Origin of the sequence: Sphingobium subterraneum (assembly GCF_014199435.1) — a bacterium.
Classification (GTDB): Bacteria; Pseudomonadota; Alphaproteobacteria; order Sphingomonadales; family Sphingomonadaceae; genus Sphingobium; species Sphingobium subterraneum.
Genome location: NZ_JACIJP010000002.1, coordinates 350,001 through 364,118, shown reverse-complemented (window position 1 = coordinate 364,118; position 14,118 = coordinate 350,001). Strand labels below are relative to the sequence as shown.

Genomic DNA, 14,118 nt, shown 5'->3' with positions numbered 1-14,118 from the left:
AATGGCGGCGCCTGTGCGATGCACTGCATTTGCACTTGCCGGGGGCAACAGCACCCGATAGTCGATCAATCGATGAACAGCCAGCCCGAAAATCGTCTCTCCGGCTCACCCATATTGGCCGAGCCGGGCGTCCAGCGAATCCGCAACATCAACTGGGCCGGGACGCGCGCGCTCTACCGCAAGGAAGTGCGCCGCTTCATGAAGGTGCAGCTGCAGACGATCTGGGCGCCCGCCGTCACGACGCTCCTGTTTCTCGTGATCTTCTCGGTCGCGCTCGGTGGTCAGCGGCGCGTGGTGCTTGGCGTGCCGTTCCCGGATTTCATCGCGCCAGGCCTCATCATGATGGGCATGGTGCAGAACAGTTTCGCGAACAGCAGCTTTTCTCTGCTGGTCGGCAAGATTCAAGGCACGCTGGTCGATTATCTGATGCCGCCGATTTCGACCGGCGAGCTGATGCTCGCGCTGGTCGGGGCCTCCGTTACCCGCGCGCTCATGGTCGGGGCCGCCATCTGGCTGGCGATGCTCGCCTGGCCGGGGGTTCATGTACTGCCCGTACATCTGTGGGCGGTGGTCGCCTTTGCCCTGCTCGGCTCGACCTTTGTGGCGTTCATGGGGTTGTTGACGTCGCTGTGGGCGGAAAAATTCGATCACGCCGCGGCCGTCACCAATTTCGTGATTGCGCCGCTCTCGCTGCTGTCGGGCACCTTTTACGCGGTCGACCGGCTCTCTCCGCTGTTCCGGGGGATCAGCCACGCCAATCCGTTCTTCTACGCGATTTCCGGCTTCCGCTATGGGTTCCTGTCGGCAGCGGACAGCGACGTCGGTATCGGATTCGCGGTGCTGGTCGTGCTCAACGTGGCGCTCTGCGCGCTCACTTATGCGCTGCTCCGCCGGGGCTGGAAGATCAAACCCTGAGCAAGCGGGCACAAAAAAGTGCGCCAGTTCCCGGCGCACTCTATCGTTTCCAGACTGCCAGCCGATCAGCCCGCTTTCTTGGCGTCCTCGTAGCGTTCGATCGCTTCGCGCGTGATCTGCCGGGCTTCCTCGGCGCCGCCCCAGGTGCCGACGCGCACCCACTTCTCGGCTTCCAGATCCTTGTAGTGTGTGAAGAAATGCTCGATCTGCTTGAATACGATGTCGGGCAGGTCGGCCTTTTCGCTGACGTCGCTGTAATAGGGGAAGGTCGCGTCGTCGGGTACGCAGATCAGCTTCTCGTCGCCGCCATGCTCGTCTTCCAGGTTCAGCACCGCGATCGGGCGGCACCGCACGACGCAGCCGGGAATGAACGGCGAGCGCGCGACGACCAGCGCATCGAGCGGATCGCCGTCGGGCGAAAGCGTGTGCGGCACGAAGCCGTAATTGGCCGGATAGCGCATCGGCGTGTGGAGGATGCGGTCGACGAACAGCGCGCCCGATTTCTTGTCGAACTCATATTTGACGGGTTCGCCGCCGGTCGGCACCTCAATGACCACATTGAGGCTGTGCGGCGGATCTTCACCCACCGCGATCATGTCGATATTCATGAAAAAAAAGGCCTGTTACTTCGGGTTGCTACTCGGGGCGGTTGTTGTTTTTGGCTGGAGCAGCCGATCAAGACTGCCCTCACCCTCTCCAGTTTTGGCGAGGCGCGGATAGCGCAAGCCGAGCGAATAATCGAGCTTTATCGTAGTAAATGCCTTTTCCCGCCGCACGAGAAGCTCGACTGGCCGCTTGGGATCCTTGGCCGCGATCAGCGCGCCCTTGAGCAGATCGGGCGTATATTCGGTGCCGTTGACGGCGATGACCTTCTGCCCGACCGTCAATCCCGCGCGAAAGGCGGGGCTGTCCCAGATCACGGCGGTAATTTCCCCGTCGCCCTTCACCATCAACCCGACGCCATAGGACTGATCGACGCCCTTGAGGGCCTTTTCGATCTCGCGCGTCGTGCTGTTGGGCGTATCGGTATATTCCAGCCGGTATCCACCGAGCGTGAAGCCGTTCTTGGGCGCTTCGCTCGTCGGCCGGTCCACCCGAGTCGCAAGGAAGCCCGCCCAGTCATAGGGCTGCACCGCGTTCAGCGTGTCGATCACGTCCTGCCGGGTGTAGGTGACCTGCCCCCAGTCCCCATCCTTGATGCCGAAAAAGGCGCGCGCGAAATCGTCGAGGCCTTTTGCGCCCTTGCTCTCGCGCCGGATGATGCCGTCCGCCTCCAGCCAGATCAGCAGGCCCTCGTTGTAATAATCCTCGGCGCGCTGATAGTTCGTCCACCCCTTCGGGCGACGGGCGGAGATGATCGGGTCATTGGCCGTGTCACCCATCGGCCGCCAGCTGCGCCCCTTGGCGGTATCGAGACGTGCGGCGATCGACGCATAGGCGTCGAGCGTCTGCTCCTTGCTGTAGAGACCCGATCGCGCACCGAGCACATAGCCCCAGAACTGCGTCTGGCCTTCATAGACCCACAGCAGGCTGCCCTGCATCGGCGTCCGGTAATCGGGCGTCCACAGCAGTTCGGGGCGACGGAACTTGCCATCCCAGCTGTGCACATATTCATGCGGCAGCAGGTTGCGGTCGCCCGGTCCGTCATCCCACTTGGTGAAATAGCCGGTATCGACGCCATTCTCGCTGCTGCGATGATGTTCGAGGCCAATGCCGCCCATCTCGTCGGTGATCGCGAACAGGAAATCATAATGGTCGAAATGGCGCGCACCGAACAGCGCGTCGGCCTCGTCCACCAGCTTGGCGTGCTTGGCGATCTGATCAGGCTTGGCCTCCAGCTCCGCGGGACTGTCCGCCACGACGTTGAGCTTCACGTTTGTGCCGATGTCGAACGCTTTGAAATAGCGTCCGGCGAACACGGGCGAATCGACCAGCGTCTCATAGTCGACCGTGTCGTAACGGGTGGTCGCGCCGCTGGTCTTGCCGCGCAGCGCGGTCGCCGCCTGCCATCCCTCGGGCCAGGTCACGCTCGCCTGCACCGGGATCTGTCGCACATAATAGCCCGCCGGGTAGAGTGAGACAGCCTCCCATTGCAGGTTCATCATGCTCTGGGTGACGATGATCCGCCCCTGATTGGGCGCGGTGGCGGAGAGATACTGGAACTCCGCGACGATCGAGCGCGCATTGGCGGGGATGCTGATGTGAAAGGCGTAGACGTCCACCGGATCGCGCGTCCATGGCACTTCCGCGCCATTGGCGGTGATGCGCAGCCCGGCGAGCTTGTCGATCTGGCCGCGCGGCCCGTGATTACCCGGCAGCCATTCCGGGAACAGCAACGTCATCGGTCCGGAGGACGCGACCGGGATCGTCTGTTTCACGCGGAAGATGCGCCGCGCGGTGTCGGTCGCGTCGACCTCCAGCAGCATCGTGCCCGGATAGGCGATGTCGCGCGCTTCCGGGATGGTGTTGACGACCGGCTGCGCGATGGGCGCGGATCGGTTCGCGGGCGGCGGGGCGGCGGGCGCCGTCGCAGGCCCCTGGGCCAGCGCGGACGCGCTTGCCAGCAGCAGCGGAAGGGTGAGGAGAAAACGCATGCACACTCTTTCTGATCTCGTATGTTCTGGAATGCCCGACAGAGCGGATGCAGAATGACGTGCCTTTGCCCGTCCGTCCACCCCGCTCAGGGCTTCGCCCCGTCGCAAACAGGCATGTTCCCTTGGACGGAAAATCCCGCTAGACGCGCTGCCTATGGCTCAGGACAAGACGAAACGCCCCGAAACCCCCCGCCCGATCCGCGGCACGCAGGATATGCTGGGCGACAGCGCCGACCGCTTCGCCCATGTGGTCGACACGTTTGAGCGCGTCCGCAAGCTTTACGGTTTCCGCCGGATCGAGGTGCCGGTGTTCGAAGCGACAGCCGTGTTCGCCCGCTCGCTGGGCGAAAGCACCGACGTCGTCGCCAAGGAAATGTACAGCTTCGAGGATCGCGGCGGTGACAGCCTGACGCTGCGCCCGGAGTTCACCGCCGGCATCGCGCGCGCGTACATTACCGAAGGCTGGCAGCAATATGCGCCGTTGAAGGTGGCCACCCACGGCCCGCTGTTCCGCTACGAGCGCCCGCAAAAGGGCCGCTACCGCCAGTTCCACCAGATCGACGCGGAAATCATCGGCGCGGCCGAACCGCTCGCCGATGTCGAACTTCTGTGCTTCGCCGACCAGCTGCTCAAGGAACTGGGCATCAATGACGGCGTGACGCTCACGCTCAACACGCTGGGCGACGCGCAAAGCCGCGACGCATGGCGCGCTGCGCTCGTGGCGCATTTCGAAGGACACCGCGACGCGTTGAGCGAGGACAGCGTCGACCGCCTCGCCCGCAACCCGCTGCGCATCCTGGACAGCAAGGATCCGCGCGACAAGGCGGTGGTCGACGCCGCGCCGGGCATCGACGCGTATCTGAGCGACGAAGCCGCCGCCTTCTTCGACAAGGTGACGAGCGGCCTCGATGCCGCCGGGGTGGCGTGGGAACGCAACGCCCGGCTGGTGCGCGGCCTCGATTACTACCGCCACACCGCCTTCGAATTCGTCACCGACCGCCTCGGCGCACAGGGCACCGTGCTCGGCGGCGGGCGCTATGACGGGTTGATCGAGAATATGGGCGGGCCGGTGACTCCGGCTGTCGGATGGGCTGCGGGGATCGAGCGGCTGGGGATGTTGCTTGATCACATCCAAAGCGATGCTTTGGATGTTGCTTTTATCCCCATGGGCGAAGCAGCAGAAAAGGTTGCTGTTCGTATTCTATCCGAATTGCGTCGCAGCGGCCTTGTTTGCGAAATGGGATATCGCGGTAATATCAAAAAGCGGATGCAACGGGCGAACGATGCCCGCGCCAAGTTCGCAGTTATAATTGGTGACGACGAACTGGCGGAAGATGTTGCTATTGTACGTAACTTGCAAACGGGTGTGCAGACCAAGCAGCCCATTGAGCATTTAGGTCAGATACCTTTTTCGTTGCTTGACGGTATGTCGCTCGGACGTGCCGTGGACGCTACCGGCAGCATTGTTGATCTGCTGACAGGTGATCAGGCACCACAATGATCGCACCCCTCTCCGTTCGGGCTGAGCTTGTCGAAGCCTTGTCCTTCTCTAAGAATAGTACTGCCCTTCGACAGGCTCAGGGCGAACGGAGGGTGGTGTAATGACCATCTCCCCCGCCCGCATCGCGCAGATCGAGGCGCGGTTTGAGGAGGTGCAGGCGAGCATGGCCCGGCCCGACCTCGATCCGCAGGAATTCGTGCGCCTCTCCAAGGAATATGCCGAGCTGGAGCCGGTGGTGAAGGCCGCGCGGGCGCTCGCCGCGCTCCACACCGAAATCGCCAATCTCGAAACCCTCGCCAGTGGGGCGGAGGCCGATGCCGAGATGCGCGCGATGGCGCAGGAGGAAATGCAGTCCCTGCGCGTCGAGCTGCCGCAGGCGGAACGCGCGCTGGCGCTGCAACTTCTTCCCCGCGACGCCGCCGACGACAAGCCCGCCATGCTCGAAATCCGCGCCGGGACCGGCGGCGACGAGGCGGCGCTGTTCGCGGGCGATCTTTTCCGCATGTACCAGCGCTATGCCGACGAACGCGGCTGGAAGATGGAACTGATCTCCGCCAGCCCGTCCGAAGTCGGCGGGTTCAAGGAAGTCGTCGCCTCCGTCACGGGTGTCGGCGTGTTCGCGCGGCTGAAGTTCGAAAGCGGCGTCCACCGCGTCCAGCGCGTGCCGACGACCGAAAGCGGCGGGCGCATCCACACATCGGCCGCCACCGTCGCCGTCCTGCCCGAGCCGGAGGACGTCGACGTGCAGATCAACGACGCCGACCTCAAGATCGACATCTACCGCGCGTCCGGAGCGGGCGGGCAGCACGTCAACACCACCGATTCGGCGGTGCGCCTGACCCATCTTCCCACCGGCCTCGTCGTCATCCAGCAGGACCAGCGCAGCCAGCACAAGAACAAGGACAAGGCGATGAAGGTGCTGCGCACCCGCCTTTACGAGCTGGAGCGCGAGCGGGCGCACAGCGAGCAGGCGGGCGCGCGCAAGGCGATGGTCGGATCGGGCGACCGGTCCGAGCGCATCCGCACCTATAATTTCCCGCAGGGGCGCGTCACCGACCACCGCATCAACCTGACCCTCCACCGCCTGCCGGAAATATTGGAAGGGCCGGGGCTGGACGAGGTCATCTCCGCGCTGATCGCCGAAGACGAAGCCGCCCGCCTTGCGCAGCTGGACGGGGTGGGGTGAATTCAGGTGCTGTACACTCTCCGTCCGCATCGCGCGGTGTCGAGATGCCACGCGTGATGTCTCTTTACTGCGCTCGAGACGAACGGAGGGGGCAGTGACAGGAGAAGCCGCCCAATCCCTCCGCGACGCCGCCACCCGCATCGCGACCGTCAGTGATACGCCCCGGCTGGACGCCGAACTGTTGATGGCGCACGCCGCCGGGATCACGCGCGAAGAGCTGATCCTCCATCTCCACCGCATGGACGTGCCGCCCGGCTTCGCGGCGCTGGTCGAACGCCGCATGGATGCAGAGCCGGTCTCGCACATCACCGGCACGCGCGATTTCTGGACGCTGACCCTGCGCGTGTCCGCCGATGTGCTCACCCCCCGGCCGGACAGCGAGACGCTGGTCGAGGTGGCGGTCGCGCATTTCGCGGGGCGCACGCCGCCGCAGCGCATTCTCGATCTTGGCACCGGTTCGGGCGCCCTGCTGCTCGCCGCGCTCGACGAATGGCGGGACGCGACTGGCCTGGGGGTCGACCTCTCGCAAGCTGCGCTGGACATTGCGGGCGATAATGCCCGGCGCACCGGCATGGCCGATCGCGCGAGCTTCGCACAGGGAAATTGGGGGGAGGGGCTGGATACGCGCTTCGACCTGATTCTCGCCAACCCGCCCTATATTTCCACGCACGCTCTCTTGCCGCGCGATGTGGCCGACCATGAACCGCATCTGGCGCTGTTCGCGGGGGCCGACGGGCTGGATGCCTACCGCGTCATCGCCCCGCAAGTGCCGGGCCTGCTCGCGCCCGCAGGGATCGCCGTCATTGAGATCGGTTTTGATCAGGGTGAGAGTGCTGCCGCGCTGTTTGCCGCCGAAGGGCTGGCGGTTGCCCTCCACCGCGATCTGGGTGGTCGCGCCCGTTGCCTGTCTGTGCAAATGCGGAACAGATAAAAGCAGAACCATCCTGGCTGCGAAGCGAATTTTTCTTGGTTTTTTCCTCCGGAGCGGTTAGAGGGGGCGCAGGAATGGTCTCTGTTCAGAGGGAACGGGATCCTTCCACTCCCCAAGTCATGACGGTGCGGCCCACCTCTGGCAGACTGGAGGTCCGGGCGGATGATCGGCCCGAACCCGCAAGGTGCGATTGGCGTCTTCCGGGGACAGTGCAACAGGGATGGCATTGAAGCAAGGACCCAGATTTGATCAATAATCGTCAGGCCGGCCGCCGCAATCGCGGCCGGAACAATGGCCGCCCCAATGGTGGAAACCGGGGTGGCGACAACGGCAACCGGATCGACAACCGCGCGCGTGGCAATGCTCCCCAGCTTCTGGAGAAGTACCGCAACATGGCGCGCGACGCCCAGTTGGCGGGGGATCGGGTCAACGCGGAATATTATCTCCAGTTTGCCGACCATTATTTCCGAGTGCTGGCGGACAACCGCTCGCGTCAGGAAGAACAGGGTCAGGGCCAGGGCCAGCAGGCACGCTTCCGTCGCAACGACGAGGGCTTCGACGATTTCGGCGAGGACAGCGAAGGCAGTTCGTTCGAGGATGGCGCGCAGGATTACACCAGCGCGGACAGCGACGGCGGCCGTGGTGACGGTGGCCGCGGGCAGCAGCCCCAGCAGATGCGCGAGCAGCCGCGCCGCGACACCCGCGATCAGGGGCGTGAGCCGCGCGACCAGAATCGCGACGGTAACCGGGACCGCAACCGCGACGGCAATCGCGATGGAAATCGGGACGTAGCCCGCGATCAGGCCGGACGGGATCAGGGCCGTGACCAGCCCCGCGAATATGGGCGCGACCCGGGACGCGAAGACAGCCGTGACGCGGCGGACGACCGTGAGCCGGTCCGCAACACCCGCAATCGGACGCCGCGCTCAGACGACCGCGCGCCCCGCCGCCGGGATGCGGCCGAGGATGCGGTTCCTGTCGCCAACGGCAGTGCCGGACATGCGGTGATCGAAACGACGCCGGAAGCGTCCGCCCCCGAAGCGCCTGCACCCCGTCCCCGTCGCGGCCGTCCGCCGCGTGTCGCGAAGGACGAAGCGCCGCAGGAGAGCCTGGGTCTCGACCTTGCTGCCCTGCCGCCCGCCATCCCGCGCCCGGACATATCCGAAACCGCCGAAGAGCCCGCGCCTGCGCCGCGCAAACGGGGTCGCCCCCGCCGCGTAGACGTGGAAGCTGCGCAATAAGCAGATACGGCGAACCGTTCATCGCAGGATCATCCTGTGTCAGCGATCAAGAGGCGGTGCAGCAATGCATCGCCTTTTTGTTTGTGCGCGTGGTCCGCGCCGGGCACATGGGCAGGAAAGACGCAGGAGAATGCCGATGATCGCCCCGAAATATGCCGCCTTCACGCTCGCCCTTCTGCTGGCCAGCGCATCCGCTGCGCCGCTGATCGCGCAGGACGATAATGGCGCCGCCGCGCAGAACCCGACCGGGCCGAGCGCGCAGGGCGATATGTCCGTCACCATCTATAACGACAATCTTGCTTTGGTGCAGGACGTGCGGCAACTCAACATCGGCAGCGGCACCAGCCGGATCGAATTTCCCGATGTATCGGCGCAGATCCGCCCGGAAACCCTGTCCTTCGCCGCGGCGGGAACGTCGATCATCGAACAGAATTTCGATTTCGATCTGCTGTCCCCCGACAAGCTGATGGAAAAGGCGGTCGGCCAAACGGTGACGATCGTGCGCACCAACCCCGGCACCGGCGCGGAAACCCGCGAGCAGGCGAAGGTGCTGGCCGTCAATGGCGGCGTCGTGCTGCAGATCGGCAACCGGATCGAGGTGCTGCGCGACGACGGCCTGCCCGTGCGGGTGATCTTCGACAAGGTCCCGCCCAACCTGCGCGCGCGCCCGACGCTCTCGGTCCGCGTGAACAGCGATCGGGCGGGGACGCGGCCTGCCTCGCTGCGCTATCTGACGCCAGGTCTGGGCTGGAGCGCCGATTATGTCGCGCTCTTCGATGCGAAGGCAGGCCGGATCGACGTGCAGGGCTGGGTCACGCTCACCAACAACAGCGGCACCACTTATAATAATGCCAACACCCTGCTGGTTGCGGGGAGCGTCAACCAGCAGGACCGGCCGCAGGTCTACAACCGCAGCATCTACCGCCCGCAGCCGCCTTCGGGCATCCGCACTGCCGGCACCGAAACGCCGGGGCGCGAACGGCTGGGCGACTTCTATCTTTACCCCATCGGCGCGCGCACCACGATCGCCAACGCACAGACCAAGCAGGTGAGCTTCCTCGACGTGCAGGGCGTCCCCGCCAAGGCGACGTGGGAATATACGAACCCCTGGCTGGGCACTCAAAGCGAGCCCGTCAGCTTCAACAGCACGGTCAAATTCTCGACCTCCGCCAAAGGCGGGCTGGGCGACGCTCTTCCGGCCGGGACGGTGCGCTTCTATATGAAGGACGCCGCCGGTGCGCCGCAATTCATCGGCGAGAACGGCATCGGCCACACGCCGATGGGCAGCGAGCTGGCGCTCGTCACCGGCCAGGCGTTCGACGTGAAGGTGCAGCCGGTGGTCGAAACCCGCACGCGCATCACCGATACCAAGTGGCGGACGACCATGCGCTACGACATCACCAACGCCAAACCGGACGCGATCAGCGTCGATCTGGTGCAAGCGGGCCTCGACTTTTACTGGGCCGACACCCGTGTCCTTTCCGAATCAACGCCGAGCAAGCGCCGCAATGCCGATTCGGTCGTCTGGACCGTGGCCGTCCCCGCCAATGGCAAGACCAGTGTGACCGCGACGTTCGAGACCCGGTATTAATAACGTGGGTCCAATCGCCAAAACTCCGTTCGCATCGAGCGTAGTCGAGATGCATCGCGTGACGTTTCTCGACTGCGCCTGTCCTGAGCGCCTGCCGCAAGCAGGCAGTCGAAGGGCTCAGACCGAACGGGGGTGGGTGAAAGTAGCCGTGGGGATGCTGTTGGCCGTACTAGCCCTCTCCCCTGCACTCGCCCAGCCGGTGGTCACCTCCGCCGCGCCGCTCGCCACTTCGGTCACCGTCTATCGCGATCCGAACCGCGGCGAGGGGCGGATCGATCCGCGCTGGCCCAACGGCTATGCGCTGGTATCGGAAAAGCGCCGCATCACCCTTCCCGCCGGGGAAAGCACGATCCGTTTCGAGGGCGTGGCCGACGGGATGCTCGCGGTGAGCGCGGTCGTCACGGGCCTTCCCGGCGGCGTATCGGAAAAGAATCGCGACGCGCGTCTGCTCTCGCCCGCCTCGCTGCTCGACGGGTGGCTCGGCAATCGCGTTCATCTGCGCCGCACGAATCGCCAGACCGGCAAGGTCAGCGAAAGCGACGCGATCATCCGCTCCGGCCCCAACAACGCGGTCGTTCTGCAAACGGCGGAGGGGGTGGAGGCGCTGCGCTGCTCGGGCCTGCCCGAAACGATCGTCTATGACGGCGTGCCGGAAGGCCTTTCGGCCAAGCCCACGTTCACGGTCAACACCGCCAGCCCCGGCGCCACCACGGTCGACGTGACCCTCACCTATCTGGCCACCGGCTTCGATTGGGGCGCAAGCTATGTCGCGCGCGTGGCGGAGGACGGCAAAACGCTCGACCTGTTCGCCTGGCTGACGCTCGCCAATGGCAACAGCGCCGGTTTCGACGGCGCGCAGCTGCTCGCGGTCGCGGGCGCGCCCAACCGCACCAGCGATTTCGGCACGCTCGTCGCCCAGCCGCCTTCGCCGGTGCTCAACCTGCAATGCTGGCCAATGGACAGCACCAGCACGCATGATGCGTGGGGCCTGCCGGTCCCTCCGCCACCGGCGCCGCCCATGCCGATGATGTATGAAATGGCGGTCGCGGCAGCGCCCCAGGCGATGCGCATGGCCAAAGGCAATATCGCCGCCGATTCGATCGCGCGGCAGGAAGAACTGGGCGACCTCAAACTCTACCGCGTGCCCATGCCGGTGGACATTTCTTCCAACGGCCAGAAACAGGTCGCCCTGCTGCAAAAGGCAAAGGTGCCCTTCACGCTTTTCTACCGCGCCACCCTCTCACCCTTTCAGAGCGACACTGCGAGTCGCCCGATCGGCATCGCGCTGCGCATGCAGAATAAGGACAAGGACGGCCTCGGCATCCCGCTGCCCTCGGGCGGCCTTGTGGTGATGCAGGAACGCGCCGACGACGAGCTGCTGCTCGCCGATGCGCAGATGCGCGACCGCGCCGTGGGAGAGAAAGTCGAAATCGACGCTGGATCGAACGATCAGCTCCGCATCCAGCAGGAAACCCTCTCGACCGATGATGACGGCACGCTGCGCCGCGTGCGCGTCACCCTCACCAGCGCGCTCGATCGTCCCGCTCCCGTCGAAATCCTCATCGACCGCACGGACGGCTATGACCTGGTCGCGTCGGGCAGGACGCTGACCCCCAAGGATGGCGGGCGGCTCTGGGCGCTAACCCTGCCCGCCAACGGTAAGGCGGTGCTGGACTACAGCCTGCGCCGTCAGGATTGATCGGTTTCCGGCGGCAGCGGCCGGGGCCGGGCATTCTCGTCCAGCGCGACGAAGGTGAACAGACCGCTCGTCACGGGAACATCGACACCCGTCCGCGTCGCCGCGACATCGATGCGGATGGCGAGCGACGTCCGCCCGCGCCGCTCCACCGCAGCATAGACGGAAATCAGGTCGTGCAACAGGATGGGCGTGATGAACTCCATCGCCTCGATCGCGACCGTGGCGACCGCGCCCTTGGCGGCCCGTGTGGCGATGATACCACCCGCGATGTCCATCTGGCTCAGCACCCATCCGCCGAAGATATGGCCATTGGCGTTGATGTCCGCCGGGCTCGGCATCGTGCGCAGCACCGGGTCACGTTTCGTCATAGCCTGCTTCCTTTTTCAGCCGATCGTCGATCTGCTCGTCATGCCCGGTGCCGCTGGACAGGAAAGCGAGCGACATCAGCGCCGTGCCCAGCATGAACGTGCACCATACCCCCGCCGTTGTCGCGATGATCATGTGAATCGGCATCGGTGTGCCGATCCAATAGAGAAAGCCAAGCACGGCGAGCACGCACAGTGCGCCCGACAACGCCATCCAGCGCATCAACCCACGGAAACGGGCCCAGGCGGTGGCGGCAATTTCGGGATCGTCTAGCGCTTTTGGAGACATGCGACATTCCTTTGGACTTCCCTTTGGCCGACGAAAATGGGATCATCAAGGGGCGGACTGAGAACCGACGATGAAACAGGAGAGATCGATGACGATATCGGCGATTTTGCAGGGCAAGGGCCATGAAGTGGTGCAGCTTGGCCGCGATTCAAGCGTGCAGGATGCAATCACGCTCCTGGCCGAGCGTCGAATCGGCTGCGTGCCGGTGGTGGATGGGGGCGAAGTCATCGGCATTTTCTCGGAACGCGATGTCGTGCGCTCGCTCGGACGCAGCGGCCCGGCGATCCTGTCGGAACCCGTTACGTCCGTGATGACGAGCCCGGCGGTCACCGTTACATCTGACCTGCCGGTCATGACCGCCCTGTCGATGATGACCCAGCGGCGCATCCGCCATTTGCCCGTGGTCGAATCGCACGGGCTGGTGGGCTTCATCTCGATCGGCGATCTCGTGAAATACCGCATCGACAAGATCGAGGCGGAAGCCGCCGCGCTGCGCGACTATATCCAGAGCGCCTGATACGGGTCAGGCGTCCGCCGCAGCCGGTTGCCGCCGGGCGAGTGCGAACAGCTCGCCCAGCATCGGGCGCGCGAAAATCCAGAGCGGGAGAAGGTAGCTTACCCCGCCAACCGCCACCAGCACGGCCAGCCTGAGCGGCGCGGGCAGGGCGGCGGGCAGCAGCAGGACCTCCACCGCCGTCACGATCAGCGCCATCACGGCGGACGCGCAGACCGCGGGCGCGCTTTCCCGCACCATATCGGCAACGCCGATGCCGGCGGGCTTGCCTGCAATGCGAATCGTCGCAAAGGTGAGGAGGGGGAAGCCCGCGAGCCACGCCAGCGCCAGCCCGGTTGCGCCCCAGCGGATACCGATCAGAAACGCCACGGGCATGATGATCGCCCCCACGCCATAAATGCGGGCGGTCGTGCCCGGTCGTCCCAGCGCGTTGCTCAGCGGCGCGAACATTACCTGCACCGTCATGAACGGCATGGCGAGCGCAAGAATGCGGACATAATCCGCCATGGGCAGCCACTTCGCGCCCAGCAATGTCTCGACGATCGGCCCCGCAGCCGCCGCCATGCCGAAATAGAGCGGGCAACTGATCAGCATCAATATGCGCACGCCGCGCCGGAAAGAGGCCGCGAGCCGGGTCGGGTCCTTCTGCATCCGCGCATAGGCGGGGAAGGCGACATCGTTCAGCGGCGGAATGAACTTGCTGACGAAAATCTGCGTCAGGAACAGCGCTTCGGAATAAAGGCCCAGCTCATGCGCGGGCAACACGCGTCCGCCGATAAAGATGTCGGCCTGATTCTGGATGATCCACAGCAATTGCCCGCCGAGCAGCGATACGCCGAAGGTAACCATCCACCCTGCTCCCCGGAAATCGAAGCTGGGGAACGGCACGAACCCCGTCGCGAACGCATAGCCGATCCCGCGCACGTAAAAACCGACGATCGGCGCGAACACCAGGGTCCACACGCCCCAGCCCAATATGGCGCCCGCCACCGCGACGCCCGCCGCCGCCAGCGCGGCGATCAGGCCGACGATCGCCGGACGCCGGAAATCGAGGCTGCGCCCCATCAGCACTTCCGGGATCGCGGTGAACGGCGTCGACAGATAGATGAGCGCCTGCACGCGCAGCAGGTCGGCCACCATCGGCTGATGATAATAGTCGGCGGCGAGCGGGGCGGCCGCCAGCTGGACGGCGGCAAGCACGGCGTTGAGCAGAAGCATGATCCCCAGCGCTTGCCGCACCTGATGGGTGGAGAGCGATTCGGCCTGCACCAGCGCGCTGACCAGACCATAAC

General features: G+C 65.1%; 13 protein-coding genes (1 of these 13 cut by a window edge). 8 read left to right on the top strand and 5 right to left on the bottom strand.

From position 1 onward, the window contains the following. The first annotated feature begins 72 nt into the window (after nucleotides 1-72). The gene (locus FHS92_RS08450) at nucleotides 73-915 is read left to right on the top strand and encodes an ABC transporter permease (RefSeq protein WP_184079489.1); all 843 of its coding nucleotides are present in this window, start codon (nucleotides 73-75) and stop codon (nucleotides 913-915) included. A gap of 65 nt (nucleotides 916-980) precedes the next feature. Here FHS92_RS08450 and ppa read toward each other — a convergent pair whose 3' ends face one another. Next, nucleotides 981-1,523, bottom strand: a complete 543-nt coding sequence (gene ppa, locus FHS92_RS08445; RefSeq protein WP_184079487.1) for an inorganic diphosphatase — start codon at nucleotides 1,521-1,523, stop codon at nucleotides 981-983. A gap of 15 nt (nucleotides 1,524-1,538) precedes the next feature. Beyond that, on the bottom strand, nucleotides 1,539-3,509 hold the full coding sequence (locus tag FHS92_RS08440; protein WP_184079485.1) for a M61 family metallopeptidase: 1,971 nt from the start codon (nucleotides 3,507-3,509) through the stop codon (nucleotides 1,539-1,541). A 214-nt stretch (nucleotides 3,510-3,723) separates the two neighbouring features. Here FHS92_RS08440 and hisS point away from each other — a divergent pair, with 214 nt between their 5' ends. From hisS to FHS92_RS08410, 6 genes are all read left to right on the top strand, one after another. Continuing rightward, a complete protein-coding gene (hisS, locus tag FHS92_RS08435; RefSeq protein WP_246351874.1) occupies nucleotides 3,724-5,010 on the top strand; it encodes a histidine--tRNA ligase in 1,287 nt (428 codons plus the stop codon). Nucleotides 5,011-5,110: 100 nt separating this feature from the next. Next, nucleotides 5,111-6,196 carry a peptide chain release factor 1 gene (prfA, locus tag FHS92_RS08430; RefSeq protein ID WP_184079481.1) on the top strand — a complete coding sequence of 362 codons (1,086 nt, stop codon included), beginning with the start codon at nucleotides 5,111-5,113 and terminating at the stop codon, nucleotides 6,194-6,196. 94 nt (nucleotides 6,197-6,290) lie between these two features. Beyond that, complete coding sequence (gene prmC / locus FHS92_RS08425; RefSeq protein WP_184079479.1) at nucleotides 6,291-7,127, top strand: peptide chain release factor N(5)-glutamine methyltransferase; 837 nt, start codon at nucleotides 6,291-6,293, stop codon at nucleotides 7,125-7,127. 245 nt (nucleotides 7,128-7,372) lie between these two features. Beyond that, nucleotides 7,373-8,368, top strand: coding sequence for a DUF4167 domain-containing protein (locus tag FHS92_RS08420; protein ID WP_184079477.1), 996 nt, complete (start codon nucleotides 7,373-7,375; stop codon nucleotides 8,366-8,368). 136 nt (nucleotides 8,369-8,504) lie between these two features. After that, entirely contained in the window at nucleotides 8,505-9,959 is a 1,455-nt protein-coding gene (locus FHS92_RS08415) for a DUF4139 domain-containing protein (protein ID WP_184079475.1), read from the top strand. A 136-nt stretch (nucleotides 9,960-10,095) separates the two neighbouring features. Further along, complete coding sequence (locus tag FHS92_RS08410) at nucleotides 10,096-11,658, top strand: DUF4139 domain-containing protein (RefSeq protein WP_221230968.1); 1,563 nt, start codon at nucleotides 10,096-10,098, stop codon at nucleotides 11,656-11,658. On the opposite strand, the gene FHS92_RS08405 is transcribed toward FHS92_RS08410, so the two are convergent. Both FHS92_RS08405 and FHS92_RS08400 read right to left on the bottom strand, forming a co-directional pair. Continuing rightward, nucleotides 11,649-12,026: an acyl-CoA thioesterase gene (locus FHS92_RS08405; RefSeq protein ID WP_184079471.1), complete on the bottom strand. Its 378-nt coding sequence runs from the start codon at nucleotides 12,024-12,026 to the stop codon at nucleotides 11,649-11,651. The genes FHS92_RS08410 and FHS92_RS08405 overlap by 10 nt on opposite strands. Next, nucleotides 12,013-12,312: a hypothetical protein gene (locus FHS92_RS08400; protein WP_184079469.1), complete on the bottom strand. Its 300-nt coding sequence runs from the start codon at nucleotides 12,310-12,312 to the stop codon at nucleotides 12,013-12,015. The genes FHS92_RS08405 and FHS92_RS08400 overlap by 14 nt, the downstream gene beginning before the upstream one ends. An 88-nt stretch (nucleotides 12,313-12,400) precedes the next feature. On the opposite strand from FHS92_RS08400, the gene FHS92_RS08395 reads away from it, so the two are divergent. Continuing rightward, a complete protein-coding gene (locus FHS92_RS08395; RefSeq protein WP_184079467.1) occupies nucleotides 12,401-12,829 on the top strand; it encodes a CBS domain-containing protein in 429 nt (142 codons plus the stop codon). Nucleotides 12,830-12,835: 6 nt separating this feature from the next. On the opposite strand, the gene FHS92_RS08390 is transcribed toward FHS92_RS08395, so the two are convergent. Further along, nucleotides 12,836-14,118, bottom strand: the 3' portion of a protein-coding gene (locus tag FHS92_RS08390; protein WP_184079464.1) for a lipopolysaccharide biosynthesis protein. The gene runs 205 nt beyond the window's last position; only the last 1,283 of its 1,488 coding nucleotides appear in the window; its start codon lies beyond the right edge, outside the window; its stop codon occupies nucleotides 12,836-12,838.